The organism is Streptomyces sp. NPDC102441, assembly GCF_044765585.1.
In the GTDB taxonomy this organism is placed as follows: Bacteria; Actinomycetota; Actinomycetes; order Streptomycetales; family Streptomycetaceae; genus Streptomyces.
This window is the reverse complement of record NZ_JBIWKH010000003.1, coordinates 473,113-488,967: the sequence shown is the minus strand read 5'-3', so window position 1 is coordinate 488,967 and position 15,855 is coordinate 473,113. Positions and strand designations below refer to the sequence as shown.

Genomic DNA, 15,855 nt, shown 5'->3' with positions numbered 1-15,855 from the left:
GACAAGTCTGCCGTACAAAAGCCGCTTGTCCGCACTACGGGTGCTGGCATGTCCGTTCCGCCGCGCCGGAGGGGCACGGCGGGACGGACACCCCGTCAGACGCCGAAGGCGGCCGCGTAGCGGATCGTGCCGCCGGGAACCGGCACGGAATCGTCCAGGACCAGCGCCATCATCGCCTCGTCGGGAACCTCGAAGCCCGGCCTGATCCCGAACCGTGATGCCGGCCCGAAGCCGAAGGCCGGGTAGTACTCCGGATGCCCGAGCACCAGAACGAGTGACTCCCCCCGCAGTCGTGCGGCGTCCAGCACGGCCCGGACAACCGCACGCCCGGCGCCCCGGCGCTGGTGATCCGGCGCGGTCGCCACCGGGGCCAGCGCGAGCGCCGGGGCGTCCCCGACCTGGCACCGGGTCAGCAGCGCATGGGCCGCCACGGAACCGTCCGGCGCCTCGGCCACGTACGACAGACCGGGCATCCAGGCACCGGGATCGGTGCGCAGGGCATCGACCAGATCGGCCTCGTCGCGGGTCGGGAAGGCCGCTGCGACGACCCCGTGCACCGCGTCGCGGTCGGCGGCCGTCTCGGGACGGGTCCTCCAGCGGGGATCCTGGGGACGCAGCACATAGCCGGCGTAGCCGTACTCCGCGCCGTGGCGGTGACGGATGTCCAGCTCCTCGCGGGTGGCCGCGAGCGCCTCGGGCATGCCGGGAGCCGACGGATCCGCCGCGGCGGCCCGTTCGGCCAGCGGGACGTAGTACTCGTCCCAGTCGCTGTCGGGCTGCACCAGCACCCCGAGCACATGGCAGCCCGCCTCCACGGCCGCCGCGGTGTTCCCCGCGACGGGGCGCAGCGAGGCGTGCCGGTCCCAGAAGGCGCGCGCTCCGGCCGACGGTGAGTCCGTGGTCCAGACGCACTCGGTGATCACCATCGAGCCACCGGGGGCGAGCAGCCGCCGCCAGTCCCGCAGAGCGGTGTCGAACCCGATGATGTACGCGGAACCCTCGGCCCAGACGAGGTCGTAGGACCCGTCGGCGAAGCCGGGCCCGACGAGGCCGGCCATGTCGGCCCGGACCGTACGGATCCGGTCGCCGAGCCCGCGGGCCCGGGCGGCCTCGTCGAGCTCGTCGAGGAAGGGCTGGTGCAGATCGGCCGCCGTCACCTCCGCACCCGCCTCGGCGGCGAGCAGCAGGGCCGCCCTGCCCGGACCGCAGCCCAGGTCGAGGACGCGCGGACGTTCCGGCAGCGGGCCCGCCAGGGTGAGCAGCCGCCGCGTGGTGGCATCGGAGCCGGGGCTCTGCCGGGGCAGCCGGTGGTGCAGTTCGAAGAATGCGTCGTACGTGTGGTCGGTCAAGGTGGGAGCCCTTGGGTGAGAGGGCCCCGGCCGACGCGGCGTATGAAGTGCCGAGCGGTCAGCCGGTGACCCGGGAGACGAGGATGGACCGATTGCTGCGGCGGGCAGCCGTCGTCGCGACAGTCATCAGACTCAGCTCCATCGTTCTTCACCGGGCTCCGGGCTCGGAGACGTGACGCAGACCCTAGCACCGGGCTCCGGCGGGTTCGGCGGGTCAGTGGCAGAGCCGCGCCTCGTGCTCCGCGTGCCCGCTGGGCTCCAGCTGGAAGGTGCAGTGCTCGACGTCGAAGTGGTGGCCGAGGCAGCCCTGGAGATCGTGCAGGATTTTCTCGTGGCCGATCGAGTCGAGCATCTCCTGGTGCACGACCACGTGGGCGGAGAGGACGGGCATCCCCGAGGTGATCGTCCAGGCGTGCAGGTCGTGGACGTCCAGTACGCCGGGCAGGGCCGTGATGTGGGCGCGTACCTCGTCCATGTCGACCCCCTTGGGGGCCGACTCCAGGAGTACGTCGAGGGTCTCCCGCAGGAGTTTCACCGTACGGGGGACGATCATGAGGCCGATCAGCAGCGAGGCGATGGGGTCGGCGGCCTGCCAGCCGGTCGCCATGATGATGCCCGCCGAGACCAGCACCGTCACCGAGCCGAGGGTGTCCGCGACGACCTCGAGATAGGCGCCCCGCACGTTGAGGCTGTCCTGCTGTCCGCGCATCAGCAGGGACAGGGAGACGACGTTGGCGACCAGGCCGACGGCGGCGAACGCGATGGCCAGGCCGCCCCTGGTCTGGGCCGGGGTGATGAAGCGCTCGACCGCCTCGAAGACCAGGTAGCCGCCGACGCCGAGGAGCAGCAGGCAGTTGGCCAGGGCGGCGAGGATCTCGGCGCGGGCGTAGCCGAAGGTGCGGTTGGGACCCGAGGGCCTGTTGGCGAAGTGGATGGCCAGCAGGGCCATGCCCAGCCCCAGGGCGTCGGTCGCCATATGGGCCGCGTCCGCGATCAGTGCGAGCGAGTCGGCGAGCAGCCCGCCGACGATCTCCATGACCATGACGCCGAGCGTGATGCCCAGGGCGACCGTGAGCCGGCCCCGGTACGCGGCGGCTGCCGTCCCGGTCGGGGGCGGCCCTCCGTGCGTGTGCCCATGATCGTGGCCAGCCCCCATGAGAACGCCTCCGTATACCCGTCGTGTCCCTGAGACAGCTCTGGCGCGCCTCGCCCGATGCGGCCAGTGAACTACGGGGGAGGGGCAGGGGGCAACACGGCACTGAACACCGTTGTCATATGCTCTGACCTGCGGAAACGATCGCAGGTCAGAGGGGCGGCCGGGTGCTGTCCCTCACTGTGCGGCGCGGGCCTCGGGATGGCGCAGGCACCAGCCCTCCCAGGCCGACTCCACCATCTCGCGCACGCCGCGGCGTGCCGTCCAGCCCAGTTCCTCGGTCATCCGGGCCGCCGAAGCGACCGCCCGGGTCGCGTCCCCGGGCCTGCGCGGCTCGACCACGGGCTCCACGGGCCGGCCGGTGACCTCGGCCACCAGGTCGGCGAGCTGCCGCACCGAGACGCCCTCGCCCCGGCCGATGTTCACGGTGAGGTCCCCGCCGTCCGGGCCCTTCTCCAGATGCCTGGCGACGGCGAGGTGCGCGTCCGCCAGGTCGGCGACATGGATGTAGTCGCGTACACAGGTGCCGTCCGGTGTCGGATAGTCGTCACCGAAGATCCGCGGTGCCTCGCCCCGTGTCAGCCGGTCGAAGAACATCGGCACGACGTTGAAGACACCCGTGTCGGACAGTTCGGGACCGGCGGATCCCGCCACGTTGAAATACCGCAGACAGGCCGTCGAGATGCCGTGGGCCCGCCCCGTCGCGCGCACCAGCCACTCGCCGGTGAGCTTGGTCTCGCCGTACGGGTTGATCGGCGCGCACAGCGTCTCCTCCGTGATGAGCTCCACGTCCGGGACGCCGTACACCGCCGCCGAAGAGGAGAAGAGGAAGCGCGGTACACCGGCCGCGACCACGGCCTCCAGCAGCACACCCAGCCCGGCCACGTTCTCCCGGTAGTAGAGCAGCGGCTTCTCGACGGACTCACCGACCTGCTTCTGCGCCGCGAGATGCACCACACCCGTGACGGCGTGGTCCACCAGCACCCGGTCGAGCAGCTCACGGTCCGAGGCCGACCCCCTGACCAGCGTGACGTCCGCCGTCAGCCGCTCCTCGATGCCCGTCGACAGGTCGTCGAGGACGACGACCCGTTCCCCGGCGCCTGTCATGGCCTTCGCCACATGTGCCCCGATGTAACCGGCCCCGCCAGTGATCAACCACGTCATGCACCGCAGCTTATGCGTTCTCCCGACGCGGTTTGTGGGGCGAGGCCTTGATCGACGATGATGATCGCGAACGGCGCCGCATGATGGCCGATTCGGCCGAACAGAGCACAAACAGGCGGTGAACTCGGTCTTCCGTTCATCCGATAGCCTCAGCCGACGTGCCGCAGGCCCACCCTCCGGGCCGCATGTCCGCGCGCCGTTCCCGTAAACAGCACCAAGGAGTGAGTTCGTCTGTCGACCGCCATCCTCACCGGAGCGCCGGTACCCGGATCGTCGCTCGAGGACGATCTGCGGTCGCTCGGCTTCGACGTGACTGCCGCAGCCGACGCCTCCGAGGCCGCCGAGCTGCTCGCCGTGGTCCCCGCGAGCAGGCGCGTCGCGCTCGTGGACCCCCGCTTCGTCGGCCACGTCCACGCGCTCAGGCTCGGACTCACCGACCCCCGCTTCGCCGCCGCGTCCATCCCCGGTGCGCTCACCGCGCAGCCCGAGGCACGCCCCGCGCTCCTCCGCGCCCTGCGGCGGGCCGTCGTCGCCGTCGGTGCCGGCAGCCCCGTCGCGCCCTCCGGTGCCGAACCCGTCACCGAGGACCGCACCGTGCCCGGCCGGCTTGCCGTGGCGCTGGACGCCGAGGGCACCGCCGTGCAGCGTCCCGAGCTCGGCTCCCTCACGGCCGCCGTGCCCACAGGACCCGAGGAGCGGAGCACCGCGCAGACCGCCGTGTCCGCCGTCGACGACGAAGCCGTACGGCTGCGCAGCGCGGTCAAGGCCCACGACGGCTTCTTCACCACGTTCTTCATCAGCCCGTACTCCCGCTACATCGCCCGCTGGTGCGCCCGCCGGGGCCTCACCCCGAACCAGGTCACCACCGCCTCGCTGATCACCGCGCTCATCGCGGCCGGCAGCGCGGCGACCGGCACCCGCGGCGGTTACATCGCGGCCGGACTGCTCCTGCTCTTCTCCTTCGTCCTGGACTGCACCGACGGGCAGCTCGCCCGCTACTCGCTCCAGTACTCGACGATGGGCGCATGGCTGGACGCCACCTTCGACCGGGCCAAGGAGTACGCGTACTACGCAGGCCTCGCCCTCGGCGCCGCCCGAGGCGGCGATGACGTCTGGGTCCTCGCGCTCGGCGCGATGGTGCTCCAGGCCTGCCGCCATGTCGTCGACTTCTCGTTCAACGAGGCCAACCACGACGCGGTCTCCAACACGAGCCCCACCGCCGCGCTCTCCGACAAGCTCGACAGCGTCGGCTGGACGGTCTGGCTGCGGCGGATGATAGTCCTGCCCATCGGCGAACGCTGGGCCATGATCGCCGTGCTCACCGCCGTGACCACGCCCCGGATCGTCTTCTACGCCCTGCTCATCGGCTGCGCCCTGGCCGCCTGCTACACCACGGCCGGCCGGCTGCTGCGCTCGCTGACCCGCAAGGCGCGGCGCACCGACCGCGCCGCCCGGGCACTGGCCGACCTGGCCGACTCCGGTCCGCTCGCCCAGGCCGTCGCCGCCGTGCTCCGACGTCCGGGCGGCGGTTTCACCGCCCCGCTCCTGGCGTTCGCCGGCGGGCTGGTGATGGTCGCCGCGGCACTGTTCGCCCCGTACGGCGGCTGGCTCACCGTAGGCGCCGCAGTGGTCTACGCGGTCCTCTCCGGTCTCGCCGTCTCGCGGCCGCTGAAGGGCGCGCTCGACTGGCTCGTCCCTCCGGTCTTCCGGGCAGCCGAGTACTGCACGGTCCTGGTGCTGGCCGCCCGCAGTGACGTACCGCACGCCGTTCCCGCGGCATTCGGCCTGGTTTCGGCCGTCGCCTACCATCACTACGACACGGTCTACCGCATCCGGGGCGGCACCGGAGCACCGCCCCAGTGGCTTGTGCGCACCATCGGCGGACACGAGGGCCGGACCCTGGTCGTGGCCGTACTCGCCGCCGTGCTGACCTCCGGTTCAGGATTCACCACGGCTCTCACCGCGCTCGCGGCCGCCGTGGCCCTGGTGGTGCTCGTGGAGTCCATCCGCTTCTGGGTGTCCTCCTCGGCCCCCGCCGTACACGACGAAGGAGAACTCGCATGATCGGCCTCGTACTGGCTGCCGGTGCCGGACGCCGTCTGCGTCCTTACACGGACACGCTGCCCAAGGCTCTGGTGCCGGTGGACGGCGAGAAGACGGTTCTTGACCTGACTCTGGCCAACTTCGCCGAGGTCGGACTCACCGAGGTCGCGGTCGTCGTCGGCTACCGCAAGGAGGCGGTCTACGCCCGCAAGGCCGAGTTCGAGGCGAAGTACGGCGTGACGCTGACGCTCATCGACAACGACAAGGCCGAGGAGTGGAACAACGCCTACTCCCTCTGGTGCGCGCGTGAGGTCCTGAAGAAGGGCGTCATCCTCGCCAACGGCGACACCGTGCACCCGGTCTCCGTCGAGAAGACGCTCCTGGACGCGCGCGGCAAGGGCCAGAAGATCATTCTCGCCCTCGACACGGTGAAGACCCTCGCCGACGAGGAGATGAAGGTCATCACCGAGGACGGCAAGGGCGTCCGGCGGATCACCAAGCTGATGGACCCGGCCACCGCGACCGGCGAGTACATCGGCGTCACGCTGATCGAGCCCGAGGCGGCCGAGGAGCTCGCCGACGCGCTGAGGACCACCTTCGAGCGCGACCCCGACCTCTACTACGAGGACGGCTACCAGGAGCTCGTGAACCGAGGCTTCACGGTCGACGTCGCACCCATCGGCGAGGTGACCTGGGTGGAGATCGACAACCACGACGATCTCGCCAGGGGCAGGGAGATCGCGTGCCTGTACTGACCCGCCTCATTCCGTCCCCGGTCGTCGTCGACATCCGGCGCGGCGCGATGGACGATCTGGCCGGTCTCCTCGCCGACCAGCGGATCTCCGCCTCGGGCAAGCTCGCCATCGCGATCAGCGGGGGTTCCGGGCGCGCTCTGCGCGAGAGGCTCGCCCCGGTGCTGCCGGGTGCCGACTGGTACCCGGTCGCCGACGGCACGATCGACTCCGCTGTGCGGCTCGCCGACGGCATCAAGGGCAACCGCTACGACGCGGTGGTCGGCCTCGGCGGCGGCAAGATCATCGACGTGGCGAAGTACGCCGCGGCGCGTGTGGGCATGCCCATGGTCGCCGTCGCGACGAACCTCTCCCACGACGGGCTCTGCTCACCGGTCGCGACCCTGGACAACGACAACGGACGAGGCTCCTACGGGGTCCCCACCCCGATCGCCGTGGTCATCGACCTCGACGTGATCCGTGAGGCCCCCGCACGCTATGTGCGCTCGGGCATCGGCGACGCCGTCTCCAACATCTCGTGCGTCGCCGACTGGGAGCTCGCACACGAGGTCAAGGGCGAGGACATCGACGGGCTCGCGGCCGCCATGGCCAGACAGGCCGGCGAGGCCGTGCTGCGCCACCCCGGCGGTATCGGCGACGACGCCTTCCTCAAGGTGCTCGCCGAGGGGCTCGTCCTGACCGGCATCTCGATGTCGATCGCCGGGGACTCCCGGCCCGCGTCGGGCGCCTGCCACGAGATCAACCACGCCTTCGACCTGCTGTACCCGAAGCGCGCGGCCAGCCACGGCGAGCAGGTCGGCCTCGGCGCCTGCTTCGCGATGCACCTGCGGGGCGCGCACGAGGAGTCGCTGCACATGGCGTCCGTGCTGAGGCGCCACGGACTGCCGGTGCTGCCCGACGAGATCGGCTTCACCGCCGAAGAGTTCGTGCGGGCCGTCGACTACGCCCCGCAGACGCGCCCGGGACGCTTCACGATCCTGGAACACCTCAACTTTTCCACCGAGCAGATCAGGGACGCGTACGCCGACTATGCAAAAGCCATCCATAGCTGAACTCCGTCCGGTCGTGCACCCGCCGGGCGTGAAGGACCGGCGCAGTGGCGAGCACTGGGCGGGCCGGCTCTACATGCGCGAGATCTCCCTGCGCATCGACCGGCACCTCGTCAACACCAAGGTCACGCCCAACCAGCTGACCTACGTGATGACCGTCGCCGGTGTGCTCGCGGCGCCGGCCCTGCTGGTCCCCGGCATTCCGGGGGCCCTGCTGGGTGTCCTCGCGGTCCAGCTCTACCTGCTGTTCGACTGCGTCGACGGCGAAGTGGCCCGCTGGAAGAAGCAGTACTCCCTGGGCGGGGTCTACCTGGACCGGGTGGCCGCCTATCTGTGCGACGCGGCCGTGCTGGTCGGCTTCGGCCTGCGTGCCGCCGACCTGTGGGGTCCTGGGCGCATCGACTGGCTGTGGGCCTTCCTGGGCACGCTCGCCGCGCTCGGCGCCATCATGATCAAGGCGGAGACCGACCTCGTCGGTGTCGCACGCCACCAGGGCGGGCTGCCGCCCGTCAAGGAGGCCGCGTCCGAGCCCCGTTCCTCCGGTATGGCGTTCGCCCGCCGCGCGGCCGGCGCGCTCAAGTTCCACCGGCTGATCCTCGGCATCGAGGCGTCGTTCGTCGTCCTGGTGGCGGCCGTCCTCGACGTGGTCAGGGACGACCTCTTCTTCAGCCGTCTCGCCGTCGCGGTCCTGGCGGGCATCGCCGTTCTCCAGACCCTCCTGCACCTGGTGTCGATCCTGGCCTCCAGCCGGCTGAAGTGAGCTCACCCATGAAACTCGGCGCGGTCATCATCACCATGGGCAACCGCCCCGACGAACTGCGTGCCCTTCTCGACTCGGTCGCCAAGCAGGACGGCGACCGGATCGAGGTGGTCGTCGTCGGCAACGGTGCCCCGGTCCCCGACGTCCCCCCGGGTGTGCGGACCGTCGAGCTGCCCGAGAACCTGGGGATCCCGGGCGGCCGCAACGTCGGCATCGAGGCGTTCGGCCCGTCCGGAGCCGATGTGGACGCCCTGCTCTTCCTCGACGACGACGGGCATCTGCCGAACACCGACACCGCCGAGCTCTGCCGTCAGGCGTTCGAGGCGGACCCGAAGCTCGGCATCGTCACCTTCCGCATCGCCGACCCGGACACCGGTGTCACCCAGCGGCGGCACGTGCCACGGCTGCGTGCCTCCGACCCGATGCGCTCGTCCCGCGTCACGACGTTCCTCGGCGGCGCGAACGCGGTGCGCAGCCAGGTGATCGCCGAGGCCGGCCCGCTCCCCGGCGAGTTCTTCTACGCGCACGAGGAGACCGACCTCGCCTGGCGGGCCCTGGACGCCGGCTGGATGATCGAGTACCGCGCGGACATGGTGCTCAACCACCCCACCACGGCCCCCTCGCGGCACGCTGTCTACCACCGCATGGTGGCGCGCAACCGGGTCTGGCTCGCCCGCCGGAACCTGCCCGCACCGCTGGTTCCCCTCTACGTGGGGGTCTGGCTGCTCCTCACCCTGGTCCGCAGGCCCTCCCTGCCTGCCCTCAAGGCATGGTTCGGCGGTTTCCGGGAAGGCTGGACGACGCCCTGCGGACCCCGGCGCCCCATGAGGTGGCGTACGGTATGGCGGCTGACCAGACTGGGCCGGCCACCGGTGATCTGAGAGGCTCTCCTCTGAGACCATGAACCGTATTCATTCCGTACGGGGGATCCTGTCCGCCTCGGCCGCGCCCGCGACCGGCTGCGCATTGTGAAGACGAGAGTTCTTAACTGTGAGTGACACGACCCATGACGGCGGGATTGCGCTGAGCAGCCCGCCGTCCGCCGACGAGGGACTGAGCGCGTCCCAGCTGGCCGACAAGTACGGCTTGACGGTGAGCGGCGCCCGGCCAGGGCTGTTCGCGTACATCCGACAGCTCTGGGGACGCCGGCATTTCATCCTGGCGTTCTCGAGGGCGAAGCTGACCGCGCAGTACAGCCAGGCCAAGCTCGGCCAGCTGTGGCAGGTGGCCACACCGCTGCTGAACGCCCTGGTCTACTTCCTGATCTTCGGCCTGATCCTGGGCACCAACAGGGGGATGAGCCAGGAGGTCTTCATCCCGTTCCTGGTGACCGGGGTCTTCGTCTTCACCTTCACCCAGAGTTCGGTCATGGCGGGGGTCCGCTCCATCGCGGGCAACCTCGGCCTGGTCCGGGCGCTGCACTTCCCCCGCGCGTCGCTGCCGGTCTCGTTCTCGCTCCAGCAGCTCCAGCAGCTGATGTACTCGATGATCGTGCTGGTGGCCGTGGCGGTGGGCTTCGGCAGCTACCCGGCCCTCTCCTGGCTGCTCGTGATCCCGGCGCTGGCCATGCAGTTCCTCTTCAACACCGGCCTCGCGCTCGTCATGGCCCGGCTGGGCAGCAAGACCCCCGACCTCGCCCAGCTGATGCCGTTCGTCATGCGTACGTGGATGTACGGCTCGGGCGTCATGTTCTCCATCCCCGTGATGCTGGAGGACAAGCCGCAGTGGATCGCCGACGTGCTGCAGTACAACCCGGCGGCCATCTACATGGACCTGGTCCGCTTCGCCCTGATCGACGGCTACGGCTCCGAGAACCTGCCGCAGCACGTCTGGGCCGTCGGTCTCGCCTGGGCGCTCGTCGTGGGCGCCGTGGGCTTCGTGTACTTCTGGAAGGCAGAGGAACGGTACGGCCGTGGCTGAGGAAACGTCCCAGGGACACATCCCCACAGTGATCGCGGACGACGTGCACATCGTGTACCGCGTCAACGGCACGGGTGGCGGCAAGGGCAGCGCCACCGCGGCACTGAGCCGGATCATGCGACGGGGCAAGGGCGAACCGCGCGGTGTGCGCAAGGTGCACGCGGTGCGGGGCGTCTCCTTCACCGCGTACCGCGGCCAGGCCATCGGGCTCATCGGCACCAACGGTTCGGGGAAGTCCACCCTGCTGCGGGCCATCGCCGGTCTGCTGCCGACCGAGCACGGCAAGGTGTACACCGACGGCCAGCCGTCGCTGCTCGGTGTCAACGCGGCTCTGATGAGTGATCTGACCGGTGAGCGCAACGTCGTACTCGGTGGCCTCGCGATGGGCATGAGCCGTGAGGAGATCCGCGCGCGCTACGACGACATCGTGGAATTCTCCGGGATCAACGAGAAGGGCGACTTCATCACGCTGCCCATGCGGACCTACTCGTCCGGCATGGCGGCCAGGCTGCGCTTCTCGATCGCGGCCGCCAAGAACCACGACGTCCTCATGATCGACGAGGCGCTGGCCACCGGTGACCGCAAGTTCCGGGTCCGTTCCGAGGAACGCATCCGCGAGCTGCGGAAGGAGGCGGGCACCGTCTTCCTGGTCAGCCACAACAACAAGACCATCAGGGACACCTGCGACCGGGTGCTGTGGCTGGAGAGGGGCGAGCTCCTCATGGACGGCCCAACCGAAGAGGTGCTGAAGGCCTACGAGCAGGAGACGGGCAAGTAACCGACGCGTGTGAGGCCCCTGCCGGAGCACAGTGGCGGGGGCTCTGCGGTGTGCGGGCCGTGAAGGAGAGCGCCCGCAGGGGTGGTAGGCGCCTCGGTGGATCTCCTCCCGGCGGATGACGTCAATTGTCTCCGATCCGGGGAAGGTTGACGGCGGCCGATGTGTTGCACGAGGACGCGCTGTACCCCGGCGCAGCCCTGTGAGCTGTACAACGTAAGCTGTGACGGTGCTGATTCGCGGCTATGTGGGGTGATACGCCCCCGCGCATCGCCCGTTGTGTGCGTGTCGCACTCGGCCGGACGAGCGGCGTGTCCGAAAAGGGATGTTTTGGGTCGGCAGTGTAGAACGGGAGATATGACGGCAATGATGGAAAATCTCCAGCTCCGACGTGGTTTCGCCGTCCCCGCGTCGGGTGGTGCGCAGTGACCCGTACGCAGCAGGCGCGCGCCGACGCCGCCGCCACCGCCACGCTCGACAAGGCCGCGGACGAGAACTTCCCCGTGGCCCCCTTCTTCCTGCCCCGCGCCTGGCGCGACGATCTGATGGCCGTCTACGGATTCGCCCGCCTCGTCGACGACATCGGTGACGGCGATCTGGCTCCAGGCGGTGCCGACGCCCGCCACCTCGGCCTCGAACCCGGACAGAGCGAGGACCGGCTCGCCGCGCTGGACGCCCTCGAAGCCGATCTCCACCGCGTCTTCCGGCCCCAGGGGGACGGCCCGCGCCACCCCCTGATGCGTGCCCTGCGCCCCACGGTGCGGCGCTGCGCTCTCACCCCCGAACCCTTCCTCGGGCTCGTCGAGGCCAACCGCCAGGACCAGAAGATCCGCCGCTACGAGACCTACGGGGACCTGCTGGCCTACTGCGAGCTCTCCGCGAACCCCGTCGGCCGCCTCGTCCTGCAGATCACCGGCACCGCGAGCCCCGAACGGATCCGCCGCTCCGACGCCGTCTGCACCGCGCTGCAGATCACCGAGCACCTCCAGGACGTCGCCGAGGACCTCGGCCGCGACCGGATCTATCTTCCCGCCGAGGACATGGCCCGTCTCCACGTCGGCGAACAGGACCTGGCCGCACCGTCGGCAGGCGCGGCGGTGCGTTCCCTGATCGCGTTCGAGGCGGAGCGCGCCCGTGACCTGCTGGACGAGGGTGTCCCCCTGGTGGGCAGCGTCCACGGCCGGCTCAAGCTGCTGCTCGCCGGATTCGTAGGCGGAGGACGGGCCGCCCTCGGCGCGGTCCAGGCCGCCGGTTTCGACGTACTGTCCGGACCGCCCAAGCCCACCGCGCCCAGACTGCTGCGCGAGGTGGGAGACGTCCTGCGAAGAGCGCAAAGAGAGGGGTGAGCCGGACCGTGGAGGGACAGACGACGTACATGTCGGCACCGGTACAGGCCGCATACAGCTACTGCGAGGCCGTGACCGGACAGCAGGCCCGCAATTTCGCGTACGGCATCCGACTGCTGCCGTACGAGAAGCGGCAGGCCATGTCGGCGTTGTACGCCTTCTCCCGTCGGGTCGACGACATCGGCGACGGCGAGCTGGACCCGGAGACGAAGCGCACCCGGCTGGAGGAGACCCGGGGACTGCTCGGCCGGATCCGGGACGAGGCCGTCGACGAGGACGACACCGACCCCGTCGCGGTCGCGCTGGCCGACGCCGCGCACCGGTTCCCGCTGCCGCTCGAAGGACTCGACGAACTCATCGACGGCGTGCTGATGGACGTGCGGGGCGCGACGTACGAGACCTGGGACGACCTGAAGACGTACTGCCGGTGTGTCGCGGGTGCCATCGGGCGCCTCAGTCTGGGCGTTTTCGGGACGGAAGCGGGCGCCCCCGGCGCCGAACGGGCCGCCGAGTACGCCGACACCCTCGGTCTCGCGCTCCAGCTCACCAACATCCTGCGTGACGTCCGCGAGGACGCCGGCAACGGGCGCACGTACCTGCCCGCCGACGACCTCGCCAAGTTCGGCTGCTCCGCCGGATTCCACCGGGCCACCCCGCCCCCCGGTTCCGACTTCGCCGGCCTCGTGCACTTCGAGGTCCGGCGCGCCCGGGCGCTCTTCGCCGAGGGCTACCGGCTGCTGCCCATGCTGGACCGGCGCAGCGGTGCCTGTGTCGCCGCCATGGCCGGCATCTACCGCCGGCTCCTGGACCGGATCGAACGCGATCCCGAGGCGGTCCTGCGTGGCAGGGTCTCGCTGCCGGGCCACGAGAAGGCGTACGTTGCGGTGCGCGGCCTGTCGGGTCTCGACGCGCGGTACATCTCACGGCGGACGGCCAGGGGGAGGGTCTGATGAGGGGTCCGATCCGACCCCGGGGGCGGGCAACCCCCCGGCTCCGCGGTGCGTCCCTGTCTGCGACGACGCGGCGAAGGGAGCAGGCATGACAGGCCGGAGCCCACGGACCTCCCGGGCGGTGGTCATCGGCGGCGGCCTCGCCGGCGTCACCTCGGCGCTCCGTCTCGCGGACGCGGGGCTTGACGTGACCCTGCTCGAAGGCCGCCCCCGGCTCGGCGGACTCGCCTTCTCCTTCCGGCGCGGCGACCTGTCCGTCGACAACGGCCAGCACGTCTACCTGCGCTGCTGCACGGCCTACCGCTGGTTCCTGGACCGGATCGAAGGGGCCCACCTCGCCCCGCTGCAGGACCGACTCGACGTGCCCGTGCTCGACGTGGGCCGGCCCGCGGGGCCGAGGCTCGGACGGCTGCGCCGCACCGGGCTGCCCGTGCCGCTGCACCTCGCCGGCGGTCTCGCCGCCTACCCGCACCTCTCGCTCGCGGAAAAGGCCCAGGTCGCCCGCGCCGCACTGGCGCTGGGCCGTCTCGACCTCGCCGACCCCGCGCTCGACGGCGTCGACTTCGCCACCTGGCTCCGCCGCCAGGGGCAGTCGAGCCGCGCCATCGAGGCACTCTGGGACCTCGTCGGCGTCGCCACGCTCAACGCCACCGCACCGAACGCCTCCCTGGCGCTGGCCGCGATGGTCTTCAAGACCGGGCTCCTCTCCGAACCGGGTGCCGCCGACATCGGCTGGGCCGCCGTGCCGCTCGGCGACCTCCACGACACTCTCGCCCGCAAGGCCCTCGAATCAGCGGGCGTGAGGATCCACGTGCGCACCCGGGCAGGGTCCCTCACCCGCGCCGAGGACGGCCGCTGGGCCGTCGGGACCGACGGCGAACGGTTCGAGGCGGACACCGTCGTCCTCGCCGTGCCGCAGGGGGAGACACACCGGCTGCTGCCCGACGGAGCGCTCGACGACCCCGGCCGGCTGCTCGAACTCACCGACGCGCCGATCCTCAACGTGCACGTCGTCTACGACCGCAAGGTGCTGCGCAAACCGTTCTTCGCGGCGCTCGGCTCACCCGTGCAGTGGGTCTTCGACCGCACGGCGTCCTCCGGACTCCAGGGCGCCGGGCAGTACCTCGCGGTGTCCCAGTCCGCGGCGCAGGACGAGATCGACCTGCCCGTCGCCGAACTGCGCAAGCGTTACGTGCCCGAGCTCGAACGGCTCCTCCCGGCGGCGCGAGGGGCCGGGATCCGCGACTTCTTCGTCACCCGGGAACGCACCGCGACCTTCGCACCCGCGCCGGGCGTCGGCCGACTGCGGCCGGGCACGCACACCCGCGTCCCCGGGCTGCACCTGGCGGGAGCATGGACCGCCACCGGCTGGCCCGCCACGATGGAGGGCGCCGTCCGCAGTGGCTTCAGTGCCGCTGACGCCGCACTCCAGGCCCTCGGCCGGCCACAAGAACATCCGCTGCAGGAGGCGGCATGAGCAGTACCACCGGAACAAGAGGAGAGTCTGTGACCCCGGCGAATCCGGCTTACGACACCGTGGCGGACACCACGGACGTCACCGCGCTTCTGGAGCGCGGAAGGGCCCTGTCAGCGCCGGTGCTGCGAGCTGCCGTGGACCGGCTGGCGCCGCCCATGGACACCGTCGCGGCCTATCACTTCGGCTGGATCGATGCCCAGGGCCGGCCGGCCGACGGCGACGGAGGCAAGGCCGTGCGTCCCGCACTGGCCCTGCTGTCCGCGGAAGCGGCCGGCGCCCCGGCGGAGGCCGGCATCCCCGGAGCCGTAGCCGTCGAACTCGTGCACAACTTCTCGCTGCTGCACGACGACCTGATGGACGGCGACGAGCAGCGCCGGCACCGTGACACCGTATGGAAGGTGCACGGCCCCGCCCAGGCGATCCTCGTCGGCGACGCGCTCTTCGCGCTGGCCAACGAGGTCCTGCTGGAGCTCGGCACCGTCGAGGCCGGCCGTGCCGCCCGCCGTCTGACCACGGCCAGCCGCAAGCTGATCGACGGTCAGGCCCAGGACATCTCCTACGAGCACCGCGAGCGGGTCACCGTCGAGGAGTGCCTGGAGATGGAGGGCAACAAGACGGGCGCGCTGCTCGCCTGCGCCGTCTCCATCGGCGCGGTGCTCGGCGGCGCCGACGACCGGACCGCCGACGTCCTGGAGGCGTACGGCTACCACCTCGGCCTCGCCTTCCAGGCGGTCGACGACCTGCTCGGGATCTGGGGCGACCCGGAGTCCACGGGTAAGCAGACCTGGAGCGATCTGCGCCAGCGCAAGAAGTCCCTGCCCGTCGTGGCCGCGCTCGCCGCGGACGGTCCCGCCTCGGAGCGCCTGGGCGAGCTGCTCGCCGCCGACGCGAAGAGCAACGACTTCGACAGCTTCTCCGAAGAGGAGTTCGCCGCCCGTGCGGCACTCATCGAGGAGGCGGGCGGCCGCGAGTGGACCGCCCAGGAAGCCCGCCGTCAGCACGCGGTAGCCATCGAGGCGCTGCACGGCGTCGACATGCCGGAACGAGTGCGGGCGCAGCTCACCGAGCTCGCCGACTTCGTGGTCGTACGAAAGAGATGATCACTATCCAGATATGA

Annotated in this window: 14 protein-coding genes; 11 read left to right on the top strand and 3 right to left on the bottom strand. The window is 70.8% G+C overall.

The features are described from left to right. Positions 1-95 precede the first annotated feature (95 nt). From ACIREO_RS08450 to galE, 3 genes are all read right to left on the bottom strand, one after another. A complete protein-coding gene (locus ACIREO_RS08450; protein WP_404106625.1) occupies positions 96-1,349 on the bottom strand; it encodes a GNAT family N-acetyltransferase in 1,254 nt (417 codons plus the stop codon). A gap of 214 nt (positions 1,350-1,563) precedes the next feature. Further along, the gene (locus ACIREO_RS08445; protein ID WP_404106624.1) at positions 1,564-2,505 is read right to left on the bottom strand and encodes a cation diffusion facilitator family transporter; all 942 of its coding nucleotides are present in this window, start codon (positions 2,503-2,505) and stop codon (positions 1,564-1,566) included. Positions 2,506-2,679: 174 nt separating this feature from the next. After that, on the bottom strand, positions 2,680-3,666 hold the full coding sequence (gene galE / locus ACIREO_RS08440) for a UDP-glucose 4-epimerase GalE (RefSeq protein ID WP_404106622.1): 987 nt from the start codon (positions 3,664-3,666) through the stop codon (positions 2,680-2,682). A gap of 309 nt (positions 3,667-3,975) precedes the next feature. On the opposite strand from galE, the gene ACIREO_RS08435 reads away from it, so the two are divergent. The 11 genes from ACIREO_RS08435 to ACIREO_RS08385 all read left to right on the top strand — a co-directional run bounded on the left by ACIREO_RS08435 (position 3,976) and on the right by ACIREO_RS08385 (position 15,838). Next, positions 3,976-5,730 carry a DUF5941 domain-containing protein gene (locus tag ACIREO_RS08435; RefSeq protein ID WP_404106621.1) on the top strand — a complete coding sequence of 585 codons (1,755 nt, stop codon included), beginning with the start codon at positions 3,976-3,978 and terminating at the stop codon, positions 5,728-5,730. Continuing rightward, positions 5,727-6,464, top strand: coding sequence for a sugar phosphate nucleotidyltransferase (locus ACIREO_RS08430; protein ID WP_404106620.1), 738 nt, complete (start codon positions 5,727-5,729; stop codon positions 6,462-6,464). The genes ACIREO_RS08435 and ACIREO_RS08430 overlap by 4 nt, the downstream gene beginning before the upstream one ends. Next, a complete protein-coding gene (locus ACIREO_RS08425) occupies positions 6,452-7,513 on the top strand; it encodes an iron-containing alcohol dehydrogenase family protein (RefSeq protein WP_404106618.1) in 1,062 nt (353 codons plus the stop codon). Before ACIREO_RS08430 ends, ACIREO_RS08425 begins: the two co-directional genes overlap by 13 nt. After that, entirely contained in the window at positions 7,491-8,270 is a 780-nt protein-coding gene (locus ACIREO_RS08420) for a CDP-alcohol phosphatidyltransferase family protein (protein WP_404106616.1), read from the top strand. Before ACIREO_RS08425 ends, ACIREO_RS08420 begins: the two co-directional genes overlap by 23 nt. A gap of 8 nt (positions 8,271-8,278) precedes the next feature. Beyond that, positions 8,279-9,151, top strand: coding sequence for a glycosyltransferase family 2 protein (locus ACIREO_RS08415; RefSeq protein WP_404106614.1), 873 nt, complete (start codon positions 8,279-8,281; stop codon positions 9,149-9,151). A gap of 109 nt (positions 9,152-9,260) precedes the next feature. Beyond that, on the top strand, positions 9,261-10,190 hold the full coding sequence (locus ACIREO_RS08410; RefSeq protein WP_404106612.1) for an ABC transporter permease: 930 nt from the start codon (positions 9,261-9,263) through the stop codon (positions 10,188-10,190). Further along, on the top strand, positions 10,183-10,968 hold the full coding sequence (locus ACIREO_RS08405; RefSeq protein WP_404106611.1) for an ABC transporter ATP-binding protein: 786 nt from the start codon (positions 10,183-10,185) through the stop codon (positions 10,966-10,968). Before ACIREO_RS08410 ends, ACIREO_RS08405 begins: the two co-directional genes overlap by 8 nt. 422 nt (positions 10,969-11,390) lie before the next feature. After that, on the top strand, positions 11,391-12,311 hold the full coding sequence (gene hpnC, locus ACIREO_RS08400) for a squalene synthase HpnC (protein ID WP_404106609.1): 921 nt from the start codon (positions 11,391-11,393) through the stop codon (positions 12,309-12,311). Continuing rightward, positions 12,308-13,261 (top strand): presqualene diphosphate synthase HpnD, encoded by a 954-nt coding sequence (hpnD, locus tag ACIREO_RS08395; protein ID WP_404106608.1) that lies wholly within the window; start codon positions 12,308-12,310, stop codon positions 13,259-13,261. Before hpnC ends, hpnD begins: the two co-directional genes overlap by 4 nt. A gap of 88 nt (positions 13,262-13,349) precedes the next feature. Continuing rightward, the gene (gene hpnE / locus ACIREO_RS08390) at positions 13,350-14,738 is read left to right on the top strand and encodes a hydroxysqualene dehydroxylase HpnE (protein ID WP_404106606.1); all 1,389 of its coding nucleotides are present in this window, start codon (positions 13,350-13,352) and stop codon (positions 14,736-14,738) included. Next, complete coding sequence (locus tag ACIREO_RS08385) at positions 14,735-15,838, top strand: polyprenyl synthetase family protein (RefSeq protein WP_404106604.1); 1,104 nt, start codon at positions 14,735-14,737, stop codon at positions 15,836-15,838. The genes hpnE and ACIREO_RS08385 overlap by 4 nt, the downstream gene beginning before the upstream one ends. Positions 15,839-15,855: the final 17 nt, after the last annotated feature.

Excerpts from the sequence above, each read along its gene's own strand:
- ACIREO_RS08445 (WP_404106624.1), bottom strand. The coding sequence starts at position 2,505 with ATGGGGGCTGGCCACGATCATGGGCACACGCACGGAGGGCCGCCCCCG.
- galE (WP_404106622.1), bottom strand. The coding sequence starts at position 3,666 with ATGACGTGGTTGATCACTGGCGGGGCCGGTTACATCGGGGCACATGTG.
- ACIREO_RS08430 (WP_404106620.1), top strand. The coding sequence starts at position 5,727 with ATGATCGGCCTCGTACTGGCTGCCGGTGCCGGACGCCGTCTGCGTCCT.
- ACIREO_RS08420 (WP_404106616.1), top strand. The coding sequence starts at position 7,491 with ATGCAAAAGCCATCCATAGCTGAACTCCGTCCGGTCGTGCACCCGCCG.
- ACIREO_RS08415 (WP_404106614.1), top strand. The coding sequence starts at position 8,279 with ATGAAACTCGGCGCGGTCATCATCACCATGGGCAACCGCCCCGACGAA.
- hpnE (WP_404106606.1), top strand. The coding sequence starts at position 13,350 with ATGACAGGCCGGAGCCCACGGACCTCCCGGGCGGTGGTCATCGGCGGC.
- ACIREO_RS08385 (WP_404106604.1), top strand. The coding sequence starts at position 14,735 with ATGAGCAGTACCACCGGAACAAGAGGAGAGTCTGTGACCCCGGCGAAT.